Origin of the sequence: Algoriphagus winogradskyi (assembly GCF_900182815.1) — a bacterium.
In the GTDB taxonomy this organism is placed as follows: Bacteria; Bacteroidota; Bacteroidia; order Cytophagales; family Cyclobacteriaceae; genus Algoriphagus; species Algoriphagus winogradskyi.
Genome location: NZ_FXUA01000012.1, coordinates 45962 through 64128, shown reverse-complemented (window position 1 = coordinate 64128; position 18167 = coordinate 45962). Strand labels below are relative to the sequence as shown.

Here is an 18167-nt window from a genome sequence, read left to right as displayed (position 1 = left end):
GCTGGGGTTGAAACCCCAGCCTATTGACTACAATCCTATTTCTTGACCTCTTCCTACTTCATCATTCGATATTCGAAATTTTACATTCATCATTAATAACATCTAACATCGGTCACTCAACATTCAACACCAGCTATCTCCATCCATGGTCTGTGTCTCACAGACCATTTTTTCTTACCAAAGAAACCCGAAATCAATTCTGGTTCCATCTTGCTGGCACAACACCGCGTCTCCGCTAGACGATTCCGGGCCAGCGCTGGTGAACGATTACAACCTTAATTCCAGGGTTAAAACCCGGTGCTACCCATCTTGCATACCTACGGCATGCTCTCCAAATCCCAGATCTCTTACCATTTTAAATTCTCAATTCCTTTATTTTAAATTGTAGCCAACCAACACCTGTCCGCTGTGGCGGAACCAATACCTGTCCGCTGTGGCGGAACTAACAACCAACAACCAACAACCAACAATTAACAACCACCACCTGTCCTCCGTGGCGGAACTTCCACCCATTTTAAATTTTAAATTTTAAATTCTCAATTCTCAATTCCTCCTCACCGGACACCGGGCACCCGGCATCAATCAATTTTCAGATTTTCAAAAAACCTCCAAATCCCCCAAACTCCAACCCCAAGGCCGCTGCAATAAATCCTCAGAAAGTCCTACTTTCCTAAGTGTTACCTCTGGACCTATAGACATCACAGGCATTAAACCCATTTCTATAGGCAACTCTTTTCCAAACTGTAAACCAGAATAGGAAGTGAACCTGACTTTCTCATTTTTTTCAATTGTTTTCAATCGAGTGTTCAGCTGTTTCTTTTCATTCTCACCAAAATCTGAAAGCTGGAAGAAATCTACAATTCTAAGCTCTCTGCCAATTTTCCCTTCCTTAATCCTATAGATTAGTAGGTAGCTCTCGCTATCGCTGATGAAATCATAAGGAAAAAGAGGGCAAGTAATATAGCGCCAATGAATATAGCCGGTGACTAGATTAGTTCTAATCAGATTGGTACTAAAAGAAGTGTGCTCTATTTTCTTAATCAAGTCACTAATACTGCTCCAGTCACTTGTCTGAGACTGATTTTTACTTTTACCTACACTTAGGTTAAAGTGGATTTTCAGGGGTAACTTCCCCCATTTTTCCCAGCCCATCTTCAGGTAACCTGGCATACTTTGAGTATTGGGTGTATTATAAATCAAATCCACTCCCTCACTTTTGAGTTCTTCTATCAGTGAAAGTGTAAGGTTCTTGAAAATTCCTTTGCCTTGATAGTCTGGATGAATAGCGGTGTCTACAGCCCGGCAGGCTTTGATGATTTCTTCACCTTGTAGAAACTCCCATCTTAGAAAAACACGTACCCCACAGATCATCCCATTATCCTCGGCAAGAAGTATGGGTGATGTACCGAAAGGATTAGCCACATGCTTCCAGTGCCAAAGTTCCTCAGATTTGGGAATCATACTTTCCCCCAAAGAGGTTCTTAATAGCTTAATAATTGCTGGTAAATCACTGGAAATAGCCTTTCTGATCTGCATGGGTTGAAGATAGGAAGATTTTTTATTTGGGTTTACGAGAGCTTTGAATGGATATATAGCTGAAAGTTCATTTGTGTGATTTCACTTGCGCTAGTACTAAAGGGTATTTGCCGCAGAATGTTGCTGCAATTAAATAATCTAAAAGGTTAATCGTCTAAATGAATTCCCGTTTACATCCTCCTGCATTTACTTTCTTAGTACATAGGTAATTCCGGACAGGAGAGTAGTATACCTCAGTCTTTCCCATTTACTACATAGGTTTGACCCCTTTGGACCCATTAGGTTATTTTCACCCTTCTGACCTCCCACACCCAACATCGCACATCCCACATCGGCCATCGCACATCGTTCATCCAATTTTAAATTCATAATTCTTACATTTTAAATTCCCACATCGGTCATCGGTCATCTACAAACAACTAAGCCCCATACACCTTCTCCCCAAGTATTTTTATATATTTGATCCAAGCTAAATTTATGCTTCTAGAATGAAGAAAATCCTTTTTGTCGTCAGCATTGTGATTTTTGCTACAAGTTGTATCAGTAATAAGCGAATTACCTATCTGCAAAACCTCCCTGACAATACCCCGATTGAGTTAAATGAATTTATTCCTTTTGCTGAAGTTGACTATCAGTACATATTGCAACCCTTTGATATAGTCTCCATTGATTTTGCAACTTCTGATGCAGAACTGATAGAAGCGTTCTCCTTTCAAAATTCCCAAAACATGGGGGGAATGGGAGGCGGAGCTGGTGGCGGAGGAGGAGGTTCGGATCCCCTATATTTCCGCGGATATTCCATAGATCAGCTAGGTTTTGTAGAAGTTCCAAAGCTTGGAAAAATTAAAATCTCGGGACTTACAGAAGAAGAAGCAAAGGATAAGGTCCAACTTGAAATCAACAAGTTTTTCAAGGAAGAAATCTTCGTCAAACTGGGAATAGCGGGAATAAGATATACCACTCTAGGGGAGTTTAATTCCGTAGGAGTCAATGTGATATATAAGAATAGAGCAACTATTTTCGATGCCTTGGCAAATTCAGGTGAGACCACCATCTTGGGAAAGAAAAACAAGCTTTTTATTATCCGTCAATACGATGGAGGTACTAAAATCCATCAAATTAATTTGAATGACAGAGCTATTTTGGCCAGCCCCTTTTATTTCATCCAACCTAATGATATCTTGTATATGGAGCCGATGAATATCAGGCAGTTTGGAAACGCAGATAACCTTACAGCATCCTTGGCCCTGTTTGCCGGATTGCTTGCATCCACTCTTCTGATTATAAATTTGGTAACCGGTAACTAGTAGCTATGGAGAAGTTAGACTTAAGCCAGTTAGACAACGAGGAGAAGGCTCTGGAGATCAGGTATGTGGTCGCTAAGTACATTCGCTATTGGCCTTGGTACGCCCTTTTTATCATACTATTTCTGATTGTCACCTTTCTTTTTCACCGCTACACGGTAGATGAATATGAGGTCTCAGGAACGATGATGATTAAGACAAATACCTCTCCCGAAGCTAGAATCCTCGATAGATCAAACATTTTTTCCACCGGTCTTAATCTGGAAAATGACATTCTCCGACTTAAGTCAAAGGGCCTAGCTCGTGAGGCCTTGAAAAAGCTTCATTTTGATGTGGAGTATTATGCAAAGACTAATATCAAGGCAATAGAATTGTATGACAGATCTCCGATTAGAATTGAGGTCGACTGGGATCACTTTCAGTTATCTGATGTACCTATTCAGCTCGAAATACTATCTGGAGAAACCTTCAGGTTAGCCCAGGAGGAGTCCAGTTTGCTGGATTTCAATTCAGCCATGGCTGCAGGTGACGAATCTATTTACAATAAAACCTATTCTTTTGGCGAAGAGATAGTTACTGCCAAATCAAAGTTTACCGTTCACCTGGTAAATCCCGGCAGAACTAATGAGCAATTGGTCTTTAAACTTAGAGATCCATCCTCCTTGGAAGACTCCTACGCTAGATCTATTCAAGTTTCACTGCAGAATGAATACAGTTCCGTCCTTCGCCTCAGCACCACTACCAAGGTGGTGGAAAAAGGCAGGGATTATATTAACTCCCTTATGCAATCTTACATTGCGTACGATCTGAGCGAAAAGAATAAAATTCAGGAAAACACACTTGCGTTTATTGAAGAGCAGTTGGGTTTTTTAGAGGATTCCCTCCAGCAAAAAGAACGGGAATTGCAGGATTTTAAAGTGGAAAACAAATTGCTGGATGTGTCAGCCGAATTTTCCAATATCCTAGGGAAAATGAATACCCTCGATGAAATGAATGCTGAGATAGATTATCAGCTGGAATATTTCGAGCAGATTCGGGCCTACATGGAACAAAAAAGCAAGGATTTTTCTGATGTAATTGCTCCCTCAGTCATTGGGATTCCAGATCCTTTATTGAATGGCCTGATTCAAACCTTGGTGACCTTATCCCAAGAACGTAGAAAATTGCTTGCTACAGTCAATGAGAATCATCCTGAAGTACTGAAAATCGATGTGCAGATGGATAAAACCCAGGATGCTCTGTTTGAGAACGTTGTAAACTTAATAGAAAATACCAAGCAAAAGAAGAGCAGCATCCTACGGGATATCCGGGTTTATGATGCCGAGTTTTCCACCTTACCTGAGTCGGAATCTGAGTATGCAGGGATTTTCAGAGAATTTAAACTGAGAGAATCCTTATATACTTACTTGCTTGAGAAACGTGCTGAAGCCGGTATCGCCATGGCTTCAAATGTCTCTGATAATGCTATTTTGGATGCTGCCAGAAGAGGGACGCTCATCTTTCCAAAGAAGCAACAGAATTATGGATTAGCCATAGTGTTGGGATTTCTTTTACCATTCGGTTTCATAGTGGTAAGGGATATTTTTGATGATACCATCAAGGATCAAAGAGACCTGAAAAAGCATTTTATGATTCCTCAACTCGGGATTGTAGGCTTTAGCTTGAAGGATACGAATAAGGTTGTGCTGGATTTTCCTAAATCAGCGGTAGCAGAATCTTTCAGATCCCTGCGCTCGGCAATTACTTACCTTGCTAGTGGAAAAAATACCAAGAAAATTCTGGTAACATCATCTGTTTCTGGAGAAGGAAAAACCTTTACCTCTTTGAATCTTGCCTCAGCTATGGCTTTGGGCTCAAAAAAAACCGTAGTGGTAGGAGGGGATTTGAGAAGACCTAAATTGGCTTCCTATTTTGGAGAATCTGATCGCATAGGACTTTCTACCTACTTAATTGGTAAAGTGGAGGCGGAAGAAATAGTAAAGCCTACAGCTCATGAAAACCTTTGGTTTGTACCATCCGGAGTAATTCCTCCAAATCCTGCAGAATTATTGCAAACGCCAAGGCTAATTGAATTCCTAAATTACTTGGAATCGCAATTTGATGTGGTGATTTTTGATACTCCTCCTATGGGACTAGTATCAGAGACCATAGATTTAATGCGATTATTTGATATTAATCTATATGTGGTTAGGCAGAATTATACTGTGAAGGATCACCTGGTAATGATCAATGACTTATTCAATAATAAGCAGGTGAAAAATGTTTACGGAGTCTTCAATGGTATCATCAATTCAGGATACCATTACGAAGGGTACAATTATGGGTATGGAAATACCTACTTGTATTCTCAGAACAACAAGTACATGTATAACTACTATGGAGATGATCTGGAGACAAAGAAGAAGAAAATCAAGAAAAGCCAGGCTGGAGTAATTCAAAAACTAATCAAACTATTCAAAGTAAAGTAATTGTTTGGTCTAGACTGACAATTCCTAAATAAGAATGCTATCCTGATATTGTGTAGAAAGCGGGAATAAGTATGAATATTTGCAAAGTGTGAGTCACACCTTCTTTGTTCTTCGGACACCGATATTCCCACCAAAAAGGTGAAGAATCATCCACCTTTTCATGCTTCCGGAAATTCTTGATACCTCAAATTTCAAATCCTTAATTTCACTTTAACCCCATGCCTAAAACTGCCGCTCTAATTCCCGCTAGATATGCTTCCACGCGCTTGCCTGCCAAACTTGTACAAGATCTTGGAGGGAAGTCTGTTATCCAACGAACCTATTTGAGTACTATCGATACCCATGTATTCGATGAGGTTTGGGTGGTCACCGATCATATGGAGATCAAAAAGCAGATTGAGGCAGTAGGAGGGAATGTGTTTTATAGTGAGACAGCTCACGAAAGTGGCTCCGATAGAATAGCGGAGGCTCTGGAAAAAGTGGAAGCCGGGATCATTGTGAATGTGCAAGGAGACGAACCCTTTCAAGACAAGAAGTCTTTGGAGGATTTGGTGGCTGTCTTTGAGGATAAAGCGGTAGAAATAGCTTCCCTGAAAACCCTGATCTCGGAGGATGAAGCCCAAAACCCAAATTTTGTAAAGGTTATTACTGACCTTAAAGGGGATGCCCTGTATTTTTCAAGATCACCTATTCCATACAATAGGGATAAAATCAGAGATCTTCAGTATTGGAAGCATATTGGAATTTACGCCTATAGAAGGGAAGCCTTGATTCATTATACTTCATTGGAGAAAAGTACCCTGGAGAAGGTTGAAATGCTTGAGCAATTACGCTTGCTGGAAAATGGCTTTAAGATTAGGATGGTTTCTACTGTTCATCATGCGGTGGCTATAGATACCTTGGAAGATCTGGAAAGGGCCAGAAGTATTATGGGGCTGAGGAATTAATGTACAAGGCTATTTAGAGCTAAGTTTTCTATCATTTCTACAAGCGAGCCATAGTTGAATTATTTCACATGGAGTGCATAGAGCGCTCTTTTGAGTAGGTCAACTAAGATTTTTCTCTCATAGAAAGACCCCTTATTCATTCGTTTTTCAACAGTCCCAAATTCCAAACATCCAACCCCACAATCCCTACCACGTTCTAAAATCATATTAATTTTTAGGTACTACCACGATTTTAATGGAGTTAACAATTTATTTGTTTCTTATGATGGTTTCTGGAGGCTGTCATCCGGATGGGTGAGCCTTGCGGGATTTTCGGTTTTGTAATGGGTTGAACACCGTTAAGAAAATGACTTAGCTCCTGAGAGTTCAAGCCGTTTAAAAATCTTCCAGTGGAAGATTTTAGGCTTGGGACAGTCTGTAGGGCAGATAAGATCCAGTCATTTTCAGATGTGAAATCCATTACAAAATTCCGCTGCATTGCTGTTTAAAATGAATAAAAAACGGTATCAGCGGAAAGAAAAGACCGAGGCTCAGGGCTTTTTGGTTACTTTTTGGCCGCCAAAAAGTGACAAAGATAAAACCTATATAAAATGGAGGAAGGAGTAGGTGATGTTAATTCTCTCAAGAAAAATTATCCAATAATAAACAGAAGCTATACTTTCTTCTGTAGATATTAGTTTAGCGGACAACTTACCTTTCCATTAAATTCAGGATAGAACGAACTTTAAATTGTCTTTTCGCTATATTTTACTCAGTTTCAATTACCAAGATTACTTTGATCAATGCAAAATATGAATTACTCATATGGAGACAGTTCTAGATTGAAATCTCTAGAAGGACTACAAATCCTAAATGCCGATAAGGATTTGGAGTTAGACGGAATAGCCAAGCTATCCATGATGATTTCGGCATCCTCTAAGGGATTAATCTACTTTTTTGGAACTGATAAGGTTTGGATTAAATCCCAACAGGGAAAGATTCAGGATTTGATAGCTTCAGATCTAGACACTACTTTTTTAGCACTTCAGCAATCCGAGATTATTTTATTGTCAGAAGAGAAGCAGGATTTCGATAATCCCTTAAGGGAAAAAGGAGTTAATTTTTTCTCAGCGCTTCCGATTAAGGATATTCATGGCAACCTCTTGGGAGCATTGGCAGTGCTGGACCTGGAATCCAAAACACTAAATGAGGAGCAGATCACAGGATTAAAGATTCTTGCAGGAGGGCTGATGAGTATGCTCCGTGACAGGAAAATTAACATAGAGCTTTACCATTATGAAAAACTATTTCAATTCTCCTCAGATCTAGTTTGTGTAGCTGGTACAGATGGTTTTTTCAAAAAGGTAAGCCCCTCCTTTCATCAGATTCTAGGTTGGGATGAGCACACTTTGTTGAATAAATCCTTCTTCGAATTGATTCATCCGGATGATGTGGACAAAACAGCTTTGGAAGTACAGAAACTATCCTCTGGGATTCCCACCGTAAACTTTATAGATAGATTCAGAACCATTGATGGGTCTTACAAGGTGCTTCAATGGATGGCTTCTCCTGAACCTGAAACAGGAAGTATTTTCGCTATTGGAAGAGATATTTCGAAGGAAAGAAAGAAGGAATTGGAACTTGTAGAAAGTGAAGAGAAGCTAAGGTCATTTTTTGAAAACTCACAAGGACTCATGTGTACACATGATGTAAAAGGTAACTTTTTGACTGTCAATGATTCAGGAGCGAATATTTTAGGGTATACGGTGAATGAAATTAAAGCTATGAGCCTTTATGATATCATGCCCACCGACAAGCATGATGAACTGGAAAATTACCTAAAAGTAATTTTAACGAAGGGCAGAGCCAATGGGCAGATGATTACCAAGCACAAAAATGGTTCTCAGCGCATTTGGCTATTTAATAATGTACTGGAGAAAAGTAAGGTGGATGATTCCACCTATATAATCGGTAATGCCATTGATATTACCTCTCGCTCAGAGCTTCAGGAAGACCTAAATAAGACAAAGCAATTGCTGGAGGAAACGGGTAAGGTAGCGAGAGTAGGAGGCTGGAGTCTTGACCTTATCAGTAAAAATGTGCTTTGGACACCCGTCACCAGATTAATTCATGAAGCTGAAGATGATTTTGAACCGAACATAGAAACCGGAATCAATTTTTATAAAAAAGGGGAAAGTAGAAATAGAATTACAGAAGCTGTGGAGAATGCTATAGCTACTGGTGAGCCCTGGGATTTAGAATTGGAACTAGTCACCCAAAAGGAGAATGTATTATGGGTGCGAACTATTGGGCACCCGGAGTTTACTGATGGGGTTTGTACTCGGTTGTTTGGGACATTTCAGGATATAGATCAAAGAAAGAAGATTGAGCTGGTAGCGACAAGGGCCAAAAAAACACTGGATGATGTATTTAATGCTTCTTCCGAAGTAAGCTTTATTGCTACAGATCTAAACGGAGTGATCACTGTTTTTAATCGGGGAGCTGAAAAATTGCTTGGCTACTCCTCTGAAGAAATGGTTGGTAAGCAAACCCCGGCATTGATTCATTTAGAAGAAGAAATAGAAGAGCTTGGGTCAGAACTTTCGGAGGAATTAGGAAGAAAAGTTTCAGGATTTGAGGTGTTCATTACTCGTCCTGAGCGAGATGGTTCTGAGCAAAGAATCTGGACATACCTGAGAAAAGATGGAGAAAAGCGCTTGGTTTCATTGATTATTACTCCAATAAAAGATCCTGATTTTACAAGCGTAGGATACTTAGGTGTAGCCATTGATATTACGGAGAATAGAAAAGTAGAACTTGACCTCATCAATGAAAAGAGCAGACTTTCTGCCTTTGTAGAACATACTCCAGCAGCTGTAGCCATGCTCGATAAAGAAATGCGCTACCTAGCCGTCTCTAATCGATGGATAGATGAGTATAAATTGAGTGGTAGAGCCTTGATCGGTGAATCGCACTACGATGTATTTGCTGAAAGCATTACACCTTCAGCGGTGGAAAGACATAAGCGGGTATTAAATGGAGCTATAGAAAAGAGAGAAGAAGAGGTATATACGCTTCGAGGATTTGATAAGCCGCAACATGTGACTTGGGAGATGCGCCCTTGGTATCTCCACGATGGGGAAATTGGAGGAATGATGATTTTCACACAAAACATCACCTCACTCATTAGTCAGCGGGAGGAATTAAAATTGGCCAAAGGCCAGGCAGAGGAAGCTAGTAAAACAAAATCTGAATTTTTGGCTAATATGAGTCATGAAATCAGAACTCCCCTGAATGGAGTAATAGGATTTACTGACTTGTTGCTCAAAACTAAATTAAATGAGACACAGCATCAATACTTGTCTATCGTAAATCAATCCGGGAATGCCTTACTGAGTATTATCAATGATATTTTGGATTTTTCTAAAATAGAAGCTGGTAAACTTGAACTGGATATTGATAAGGCTGATCTCTACGAAATGTGTGCTCAGGCTACGGATATTATTGCCTATCAGATCCAGAATAAGGGCCTTGAAATGCTTCTCAATATCGAAAGTGATCTTCCTAGATTTATCTATGCTGATTCGGATAGACTGAAGCAAGTTTTGGTCAATCTATTGGGTAATGCCTCAAAATTCACTGAAAAAGGTGAAATAGAATTGAAGGTGGAAAACCTAGGGTCTAAGGGACAGTATTCTAAATTGAGATTTTCAGTTAGAGACACTGGCATCGGAATTCATCCGGAGAAACAGAAAAAGATTTTCGAAGCTTTCTCCCAGGAAGACAGTTCTACTACCAAAAAATATGGTGGTACCGGCTTGGGTTTAACTATTTCCAATCGTCTCCTTGGGTTGATGGATAGCACCTTGCAAGTGGTTTCAACTATTGGCCAGGGAAGTACCTTCTTTTTTGAGGTGATCTTGGAGACTGAAATGGGAGAACCTATAGAATGGTTTGAAATTGAAGACATCAAGAAAGTCTTGGTAGTGGATGACAATGATAACAACAGGCTGATAGTTAGCCAGATGCTATTACTGAAGAATATACAATCCACCGAAGCTAAGAATGGTCTGGAAGCACTTCAGATTTTAGCCACAGGAGAACATTTTGATGTGATCCTAATGGATTACCATATGCCGTTTATGGATGGCCTGGAGACTATAAAGAAGATCAAAGAGAGCTTCATAGCTGATTTAAGTGAAATGCCTGTGATTTTGCTTCAAAGCTCTTCTGACGATCAAAAAATACTGAAGGTGTGTAAGGAGCTTGGCGTGAAGCACCGCTTGGTGAAGCCCATCAAACTTCAGGATTTTTATTATACCCTTTCTCGCCTACATACCCATGAGGAAAATGCAAACAGTGCAAAAAAGGAAAGTATAGAGCTGCAGCAGACTCAATACAAAATTTTAATTGCAGAAGACAATACGGTGAATATGCTGCTTGCAGAAACTATTATTGAGCGCACCTTTCCCAACGCCATTTTGATCAAAGCAACTAATGGGTCGGAGGCCTTAGAATATTGTAAAATGGAAACGCCTGATCTGATTCTAATGGATTTGCAAATGCCTGAAATGAATGGGTATGAAGCCACTAGGAATATCCGGGCAATTACTAAAGACAGGCAGGTGCAAGTGCCCATTATTGCCCTTACAGCTGGAAATGTAAAAGGAGAACGTGAGAAATGTATGGAAGCGGGTATGGATGATTTTGTAGTTAAACCAGTGGTAGAAGCTACGCTGCGGGAGGTCTTTAAAAAGTGGCTTGTAGTCGAAACTACAGCTGAATCCCAAGCTGTTTCAGAAGACCATTACTCTAAAAACACGCTGTTAAATTATACCGGCAATAACAAACAGGTGTTAGCTAGGATTTTAGATACGGTTAAAGCAGAATTAATAGGATCACTCCAAGATTTAAGTAAGAGAATAGAGGAGGAGGATTTGCATGGGTTGAATGAGGCAGGTCATAAACTATATGGTACTGCTGTATCTTCCGGGATGCCTATTCTCGCAAAAATGGCTACGGGGTTTGAAAAAGCTTCTGTATTTGAAAAGAACTATCTCCTGGAGAAGTTAGATCTGTTGCGAAATGAAATTGAATTGGTACTAAGTCAGGTGGAATTGCAAAAGCAGGAATTAGGAAATTAAATGGCAATCCTGATGAATTTAAATCAGATTAAGTCTGCTCATTAATTCAGCTCTTCTGGATCTGCTGATAGGGATTACTGATTTCTTAATCAGCACGGTATTGTCCTGTATATCAATTATTTTATGAAGGTTGATAATGTAGGATCTATGAACTTGAAAAAATGAATCAGGAGATAATTTTTCGAAAATCTTTGTGAGTGTACTGTGAACTCTATACTCCTGGTTATCCAATTTGATAAGGGCATAATCTCCCTGTGCTTCAATCAGATTTACCTCATTTGCATTGAGTTTTATCAATCTCTTGTCAATATTGATGTAAAATTGACTCTTATCACCTTTATCTGATTTCAATTCAGAAGCAGTTGTGTCCTCCTGTTTGTGGATCTTGAAGGCTTTCCCGATTGCTTTCTTTAATCGGTTGGGATCTATAGGCTTCGTTAAGAAATCAATTATAGTATCATAATCAAAAGCATGTATGGCAATACTTTGGTCTGAAGTAGTCAGGATGATATGCGTTGGCTTTTTTAAAGTTTGGATAAAATCAAAGCCACTGAATCCCGGCATATGGATATCCAGAAATATCAGATCTACCTGTTCCTTGTTGAGGAATCTAAATGCATCCAAGGCATTTGAAAAACTTCCTACCACCTCTAAATCAGGCTCTTTTTCACATAAAAAAGTTAGTATTTCTCTTGACACACTTTCGTCGTCAATGATTATGCAGTTCATAACTACTCATATTGTTCGGGAAGAAATGTAAGAATATTACTTAAAACTTCCTGAAATTCTAGTTGATAATTTGTATTTCCTGCTATTAAAGCTGTTTCATGCTTCTCAGTGATGGATAGAGCCTCTTTCATTTGAAAGAAAGCCACTTTGTGTTTGATTTTATGTACTATATCAGCAGCCCAATAGTAATTTTGGGTTTTGATGGCATGTTGGTAAGTTTCATATTCAGCAGGAAGTTCATCAAGCAATATTTTGAAAATTTTCATTTCGAAATTTTTGTTGCCTTTTGACAAATCCTTCAGATACGTTAAGGAGGGGGTTTCCATCGTGTTTTAATTCAAAAGCTTAAAATAACATCTACTTTTCTGGAAGGAGTCTTCTTTGAAATCGCCAAGGTGAATTCATTGACTAGGTCTAGAAAGTTAAACTTGCTCTTTATCAGGTCTTCATTAGGAACAGCTACAGCGGAAAATGTAAAAATCCAGGATTTGGAATCTTTGATGTGGCTGATATTAATTTCTTCGGTTAAGCCTTTGAATAATTCGAATCCTTTACTAATGAAGTCTTTAAATAGTAGTGTTAGTTGCTCTGGGTCCCCGTTTATTAAGGGGAGTGTATTATCGAGTTTGAAAGTAAAATTGGCCTGCCCCTCAAAATCCACAAGTATTGCTTTAATCATTTCATAGCTATCTACTATTTGATCCGGTTGATTGGTCCCATAGTGGGTGATTATTAGATCAGTGAGATTTACCATTGTATTGACTTTTCGCGTTGGGATTTATTCGGGGCAAGCCAGGGGTGGGGGTGATCGACAACTTATTCTGCGCTCTTTTTCTACTCCAACTACTGCCTTCTATTGATTCTCTTAATTTATGATGTTAACAAAATTGATTGGGTAAAAGACCTCACGGCTTGTGCCGCGCTTTTTCCGCTTTGTGTTAACAAATGTCATAAATTGAAAAAACTAAAAATTGGGATTATGGCTCAGTTGGAATAATCTATAGTCGAATTGCACAGATTTGTCGGTGAATGGAAATGTGTTCAGCCCAATAAATCTATGTTTTAGTCTGCCTTGCGCCTATTTAAATGAAATGCAGTGATTTCTCTTTTAGACACTAGGATGAAATTTCATCCTATGTTCTTCGAAATGTAGTACAGAGTAAAGACAATAGTTGGGGCTGTGATACAAAGGTTAGCTCACTACCTCCCTCCAATTAATTTAAAAATGACAGCTACTAGTGCTAGTACTAAAAGAATATGTATCAATCCAGTTACGCTGTAAATAAATACGCCAATTATCCAGCCGATTAATAGAATTACTGCAATGATATATAATATAGAACTCATGATATGTTTGTTTAATTTATGATTGAACTTTTGCTTACCTATAAATTCAATCCTAATGCCATTAACAGAAAAACGCCCTAATTCAGCGAATTAGGGCGTTTTTCTGTTACTTTTATACGGTTTTATGATTTTTCTGGGAATTATAAATCCCATAGTGGGAATAATTTTAAGGAGGAAAAACAATAGAATGACACTTCTCTGCAAGCGCTGCAAATTTCCCCGTTTATCCTCCACAGGCTTAATTTTGAAGATATAGTGTGCTGGGAAGCTGGCAGAAATATCCTTGGATACCGAGTTTGCTTACTGAAAGCTCTCGAAGTATGTGAGGTATCTGGTGATTCAATTAGGCCTCCGGCAGAATTTCATATTACCATAATAAATAGTCCCAAATCTCCAGATCAAAATTTTTCCTTCTTACCCTCTTCCCCCAAAAATCGCAGAGCCTATCCTCACCATGGTACTTCCTTCTTCCTGAGCAATCAGGTAATCACCACTCATTCCCATTGACAGTTCTACCAGTTGTACAAAGGCAGGAAGTTGTCTTTCTTTTAATTCGTCAAAAAGTGATTTGAGCCCCCGAAACTCCTTTCTGACCTGATCTTGATTTTCTGTGAAGGTAGCCATTCCCATCAGACCTTGAATAGACACATGACTAAGGTTTGAAAAATCAGGATCTGAAAGCATTTCATTTAATTCTTTGGTGTCAAAACCGAACTTGCTTTCCTCCTCGGCAATGTGCATTTGAAGAAGCACATTTATTACCCTATCAATCTTTTTTCCCTGCTTATTGATTTCTTTGAGCAGTTTGAAGGAATCCACGCCATGAATCAGGTGAATGAAAGGAGCGATATACTTGACCTTGTTACTTTGTAGATGACCAATCATGTGCCACTTGACGTCCTGAGGCATTTCAGGTTGTTTTGCCTGAAGCTCCTGCACTTTATTTTCTCCAAAGTCCCTGATTCCAGCCGAGTAAGCCACTTTTAGGTCTTCCAAGGGTTTGGTCTTACTCACGGCAACCAGGAGACAATCCTGATTTATGAATGTTTTTTTTACTTTTTCGAGGTTGGCTTTGATGTCCATTTTCTATTTTTATGCTTTACTATTTTTAAAGAAGGCCTAAAACAAAGATATGGCGATCATTAGTACTTTACTAAAAAAAGGCATCCGTCTGAGGGAGAGTCTAGAGCAAGAATACTCTCATCCTTTGGAACTACAGCGTCAGGAATTGAAGAAATTACTGATTCAGGCAGCTGATACGGAGATAGGAAGGAAGTATGATTTTGCTAAAATTCTAAAGAGCTTCCGAAAGGGAGAAGGTGATTTTTATGAGATGTATAAAGCTCAGCTTCCTATTTATGATTATAACCGCATACACGAAGAATGGTGGTACAAACTCCTAGAAGGTAAACCCAATGTTACTTGGCCGGGTCCGGTTAGGCATTTCGCTTTGAGCAGTGGTACATCCGGCGCCACCTCCAAATTCATTCCCATCACCAGAGATATGGTGAAAGCCATTCGTAGAACTGGAGTGCGCCAAATTCTTTCACTCTCCAAGTATGACTTGCCAGCTTCTTTGCTGACAAAAGGTATTTTGATGTTGGGCGGAAGTACGGACTTAGAGTTTAACGGTACGTATTTCTCAGGCGATTTAAGTGGTATCACCACAGGAAGGTTGCCGATTTGGTTTCAGCGTTTTTACAAGCCTGGGAAAAAGATCTCAAGGAGCAAAAACTGGGGAGATAAGCTTGATCAAATTGTAGAAAAAGCGAAGTCCTGGGACATAGGAATTATCGTTGGGGTACCAGCCTGGCTTCAAATCCTGATTGAAAAAATAATTGAACGATATAAGGTAAAGAACATTCATGAAATCTGGCCAAACCTGCAGATTTTCGTCCATGGGGGCGTTTCCTTCGAACCTTATAAAAAGGGATTTGAGAAGCTCTTGGGCAGGCCGTTGCTCTACTTGGAAACCTACTTGGCCTCTGAAGGTTTTTTGGCTTTTCAGGCCTTGCCAAATCGCAAATCCATGCGCTTGGTTCTGAATAATGGTATTTTCCATGAGTTTGTGCCTTTTACTGAGGATAATTTTGATGAGGAAGGAAATATCAAGGCAGATGCTAAAACTTTAAAAATTGATGAGGTAGAGGAGGGGAAAGATTATGCGCTTCTGATTAGCACCTGTGCTGGAGCTTGGCGTTACCTGATTGGCGATGTGGTGCGCTTTGTGTCCAAAGAGGAATCAGAGATAATTATTTCTGGTCGTACCAAGCATTTCTTAAGTCTATGCGGGGAGCACCTTTCGGTTGATAATATGAATAAAGCCATAGAACTCACTGCTGAGGAGCATGATTTGAATATCCGTGAATTCACTGTGATTGGAGTTCCACATGGTACTTTGTTTGCCCACCATTGGTTTATAGGACTGGATGCTGCTATGGACTCCCAAGTCCTAAGTGACACCATAGATAGGTATTTAAAAGTGCTCAACGATGATTATGCAGTGGAAAGAAATCATGCGTTGAGAGAGGTGATAGTTTCGGTTATACCATCCGCTGTATTTTATGAGTGGCTAAAGGAGCAAGGAAAGGAGGGAGGGTCTTACAAATTCCCAAGGGTGCTCAAGGGAGAGAAAGCCGCAAATTGGCAGGCATTTCTATCTAGTAGAGATATCAAGCTATGAGTCAAGCGCTGCTTGAAGGAATAAGTATGGGTCTGTTGCTTTCTGCAATGATAGGCCCCGTGTTTTTCACCTTAATTCAAAGTAGCCTGGAAAAGGGTTTTCGCTATGCTGCTATGGTAGCATTAGGAATTCAAACCAGCGATGCACTTTATGTGCTTCTTACTTTTTTCGGTATAAAATTCTTAGCAGAAGCCACTTATTTCGAATCCATCCTAGGCTATGTGGGTGGAGCAATTTTGATAGGTTTTGGCATAAGCTATTTGGTGAAAAGACAAGCGACGAAGCCTGATGCTAAAGTTGAAGAAGTTCGTAGAGCCAAAAAGCGAAGTGCATTTCTAAAGGGTTTTAGTATCAATGGCATCAATCCATTTGTACTTCTTTTCTGGATTTCCATCGCCAGTTTGGTTCACTTAAAATCCGATTTTGACAAAACAGCTATTTGGTCTTATTACTTGGGAATTCTTCTTACCGTCTTTGTCATTGATCTCATCAAAGCATACATAGCAAAGAAATTAGCTCATTTCGTAACGCCAAAATTTATGTTCTGGCTTAATAAAGCCGTTGGGGTTGCCATGATAGGTTTTGGGATTCGATTGATCTGGTTTGCAATAGGGAATGTTTAAACAATCATAAGAACAAAAGCGTTGAAGTTGTCGGTTGTCGTTTGTCGGTTGTCGTTTGTCGTTTGTCGTTTGTCGGTTGTCGTTTGTCGGTTGTCGGTTGTTGGTTGTTGGTTGTCGGTTATCGGTCGGACACCGGACACCGGACATAAGTCATCAGTCATCTAACATCTAACATCGGACATCGGTCATCGGTCATCACTCCTCCCTCTCAAACCCTCCTCTATGTTCAATAAATCATCGTCCTATTCTCTTATACTTTTATTGGTACTGCTGACTGCCGTCTTTATACCTATGGAGACTTTTGCTCAAACTATTCCAGAACTTCAGGAATTCAACCAAACCAGGATTTCGTACAATGAAAAAGGAATGATGATTTTGGGTGGATGGGCTGTTGGAAATATGATTTGGGGTGGAATAGCAGCGGGTCAAACCACTGGGCAGACGAAAGCCTTTCATCAGATGAATTTGTATTGGAACACAGTTAATTTGGTGATTGCGGGATTTGGTTATTGGCAGGCAACCAAGGAAAATGCAGGCACTGACTTCTGGTCAACCATGGATGCTCAGCAGAATATGGAGAAAATATTACTTTTCAATGCAGCTCTAGATATCGCCTATATTGCCGGAGGTTTGTATCTGAAAGAACGTGGACTTCGGATCGATAAGGATAAATTTGTTGGTTTTGGAAAGTCTATCATTTTACAGGGAGCATTCCTATTGACTTTCGATGCAGTCATGTACACATTCCATCACACACACGCCAAAGAACTTCCTCAAATTGTAAATCAGATCAGTTTAGGCCCAACTGGTTTCAATATCCGCATCCCATTAGGATCTGATCACTAATAGCCAAGAATAAAATTCTGGGTTGAAATAATGATGGGTAAGTCTTTGAGTGCCTACGTCACGATCCGTTTGAATTTTCCTTAAAGCTGGTCGATTCTTCTGTAAGTCTCTTGCCAACGGCAAGACTTGTAAGAGCCCAGAATGGAATTCTGGGTAGATTTAAGGTTTAATTACAGTTTTGAGTGCCAACGGCACGATCGGTAGTTATTCCATAACTCACATCAAAGAACTATCCATAATTTTTCCTAACAGGGGCGAGGAATTCTATAGTTTAATAGCCAAGAATTGATACCAAGTCTGAGCAGCGACCTCCGCGTTTTCCTCTGCGCGCTTTGCGGTAAAAGGCGTTTTTCTCTGCGCACTTTGCGGTAAAAAAGGTTCAACCCGAAAGAGCATCGTACCTAAAGACACTTTGGTATCGATTTTAATTCAACTTGCTACCCATAGTAGGTCCCTAACGGGACAGTAAATTTATCGAGGTTTTTTATCGAGGATATCATCTTTAACCTGCGCTGTCTGGGTTATCCCCCGTGACCTCTCTGGAAAAAAAGGTTCAATGCT

General features: G+C 39.7%; 14 protein-coding genes. 7 read left to right on the top strand and 7 right to left on the bottom strand.

Annotated features, from left to right (window positions below; translation table 11 throughout):
• Nucleotides 1-597 precede the first annotated feature (597 nt).
• Both QOL76_RS20865 and QOL76_RS20860 read right to left on the bottom strand, forming a co-directional pair.
• Entirely contained in the window at nt 598-1536 is a 939-nt protein-coding gene (locus QOL76_RS20865) for a GNAT family N-acetyltransferase (RefSeq protein WP_283414902.1), read from the bottom strand.
• Nucleotides 1537-1722: 186 nt separating this feature from the next.
• Entirely contained in the window at nt 1723-1905 is a 183-nt protein-coding gene (locus QOL76_RS20860; protein WP_283414901.1) for a hypothetical protein, read from the bottom strand.
• A 119-nt stretch (nt 1906-2024) separates the two neighbouring features.
• On the opposite strand from QOL76_RS20860, the gene QOL76_RS20855 reads away from it, so the two are divergent.
• From QOL76_RS20855 to QOL76_RS20840, 4 genes are all read left to right on the top strand, one after another.
• The gene (locus tag QOL76_RS20855; RefSeq protein ID WP_283414900.1) at nt 2025-2843 is read left to right on the top strand and encodes a polysaccharide biosynthesis/export family protein; all 819 of its coding nucleotides are present in this window, start codon (nt 2025-2027) and stop codon (nt 2841-2843) included.
• 5 nt (nt 2844-2848) lie between these two features.
• On the top strand, nt 2849-5308 hold the full coding sequence (locus QOL76_RS20850; RefSeq protein ID WP_283414899.1) for a GumC family protein: 2460 nt from the start codon (nt 2849-2851) through the stop codon (nt 5306-5308).
• A 218-nt stretch (nt 5309-5526) separates the two neighbouring features.
• Nucleotides 5527-6255, top strand: a complete 729-nt coding sequence (gene kdsB / locus QOL76_RS20845; RefSeq protein WP_283414898.1) for a 3-deoxy-manno-octulosonate cytidylyltransferase — start codon at nt 5527-5529, stop codon at nt 6253-6255.
• 791 nt (nt 6256-7046) lie between these two features.
• On the top strand, nt 7047-11378 hold the full coding sequence (locus QOL76_RS20840) for a PAS domain-containing hybrid sensor histidine kinase/response regulator (RefSeq protein WP_283414897.1): 4332 nt from the start codon (nt 7047-7049) through the stop codon (nt 11376-11378).
• 18 nt (nt 11379-11396) lie between these two features.
• Here QOL76_RS20840 and QOL76_RS20835 read toward each other — a convergent pair whose 3' ends face one another.
• The 5 genes from QOL76_RS20835 to QOL76_RS20815 all read right to left on the bottom strand — a co-directional run bounded on the left by QOL76_RS20835 (nt 11397) and on the right by QOL76_RS20815 (nt 14537).
• On the bottom strand, nt 11397-12107 hold the full coding sequence (locus QOL76_RS20835) for a LytR/AlgR family response regulator transcription factor (RefSeq protein WP_283414896.1): 711 nt from the start codon (nt 12105-12107) through the stop codon (nt 11397-11399).
• A gap of 2 nt (nt 12108-12109) precedes the next feature.
• On the bottom strand, nt 12110-12373 hold the full coding sequence (locus tag QOL76_RS20830; protein WP_283414895.1) for a hypothetical protein: 264 nt from the start codon (nt 12371-12373) through the stop codon (nt 12110-12112).
• A gap of 71 nt (nt 12374-12444) precedes the next feature.
• Nucleotides 12445-12861: a hypothetical protein gene (locus tag QOL76_RS20825; protein ID WP_283414894.1), complete on the bottom strand. Its 417-nt coding sequence runs from the start codon at nt 12859-12861 to the stop codon at nt 12445-12447.
• 446 nt (nt 12862-13307) lie between these two features.
• On the bottom strand, nt 13308-13454 hold the full coding sequence (locus QOL76_RS20820) for a lmo0937 family membrane protein (RefSeq protein WP_283414893.1): 147 nt from the start codon (nt 13452-13454) through the stop codon (nt 13308-13310).
• Between the two features lie 414 nt (nt 13455-13868).
• The gene (locus QOL76_RS20815) at nt 13869-14537 is read right to left on the bottom strand and encodes a YggS family pyridoxal phosphate-dependent enzyme (protein ID WP_283414892.1); all 669 of its coding nucleotides are present in this window, start codon (nt 14535-14537) and stop codon (nt 13869-13871) included.
• A gap of 49 nt (nt 14538-14586) precedes the next feature.
• On the opposite strand from QOL76_RS20815, the gene QOL76_RS20810 reads away from it, so the two are divergent.
• The 3 genes from QOL76_RS20810 (at nt 14587) to QOL76_RS20800 (ending at nt 17606) form a co-directional block, all read left to right on the top strand.
• The gene (locus QOL76_RS20810) at nt 14587-16137 is read left to right on the top strand and encodes a GH3 family acyl-acid amido synthetase (RefSeq protein ID WP_283414891.1); all 1551 of its coding nucleotides are present in this window, start codon (nt 14587-14589) and stop codon (nt 16135-16137) included.
• Nucleotides 16134-16760, top strand: a complete 627-nt coding sequence (locus QOL76_RS20805; protein ID WP_283414890.1) for a LysE family translocator — start codon at nt 16134-16136, stop codon at nt 16758-16760. Before QOL76_RS20810 ends, QOL76_RS20805 begins: the two co-directional genes overlap by 4 nt.
• 222 nt (nt 16761-16982) lie before the next feature.
• Entirely contained in the window at nt 16983-17606 is a 624-nt protein-coding gene (locus QOL76_RS20800) for a DUF6992 family protein (protein WP_283414889.1), read from the top strand.
• Nucleotides 17607-18167 lie beyond the last annotated feature (561 nt).

What these genes read in the sequence shown, in the direction of transcription:
- QOL76_RS20865 (WP_283414902.1), bottom strand. Translation starts at nt 1,536, where the DNA reads ATGCAGATCAGAAAGGCTATTTCCAGTGATTTACCAGCAATTATTAAG.
- QOL76_RS20860 (WP_283414901.1), bottom strand. Translation starts at nt 1,905, where the DNA reads ATGAATTTAAAATTGGATGAACGATGTGCGATGGCCGATGTGGGATGT.
- QOL76_RS20855 (WP_283414900.1), top strand. Translation starts at nt 2,025, where the DNA reads ATGAAGAAAATCCTTTTTGTCGTCAGCATTGTGATTTTTGCTACAAGT.
- QOL76_RS20850 (WP_283414899.1), top strand. Translation starts at nt 2,849, where the DNA reads ATGGAGAAGTTAGACTTAAGCCAGTTAGACAACGAGGAGAAGGCTCTG.
- kdsB (WP_283414898.1), top strand. Translation starts at nt 5,527, where the DNA reads ATGCCTAAAACTGCCGCTCTAATTCCCGCTAGATATGCTTCCACGCGC.
- QOL76_RS20840 (WP_283414897.1), top strand. Translation starts at nt 7,047, where the DNA reads ATGAATTACTCATATGGAGACAGTTCTAGATTGAAATCTCTAGAAGGA.
- QOL76_RS20835 (WP_283414896.1), bottom strand. Translation starts at nt 12,107, where the DNA reads ATGAACTGCATAATCATTGACGACGAAAGTGTGTCAAGAGAAATACTA.
- QOL76_RS20830 (WP_283414895.1), bottom strand. Translation starts at nt 12,373, where the DNA reads ATGAAAATTTTCAAAATATTGCTTGATGAACTTCCTGCTGAATATGAA.
- QOL76_RS20825 (WP_283414894.1), bottom strand. Translation starts at nt 12,861, where the DNA reads ATGGTAAATCTCACTGATCTAATAATCACCCACTATGGGACCAATCAA.
- QOL76_RS20820 (WP_283414893.1), bottom strand. Translation starts at nt 13,454, where the DNA reads ATGAGTTCTATATTATATATCATTGCAGTAATTCTATTAATCGGCTGG.
- QOL76_RS20815 (WP_283414892.1), bottom strand. Translation starts at nt 14,537, where the DNA reads ATGGACATCAAAGCCAACCTCGAAAAAGTAAAAAAAACATTCATAAAT.
- QOL76_RS20810 (WP_283414891.1), top strand. Translation starts at nt 14,587, where the DNA reads ATGGCGATCATTAGTACTTTACTAAAAAAAGGCATCCGTCTGAGGGAG.
- QOL76_RS20805 (WP_283414890.1), top strand. Translation starts at nt 16,134, where the DNA reads ATGAGTCAAGCGCTGCTTGAAGGAATAAGTATGGGTCTGTTGCTTTCT.
- QOL76_RS20800 (WP_283414889.1), top strand. Translation starts at nt 16,983, where the DNA reads ATGTTCAATAAATCATCGTCCTATTCTCTTATACTTTTATTGGTACTG.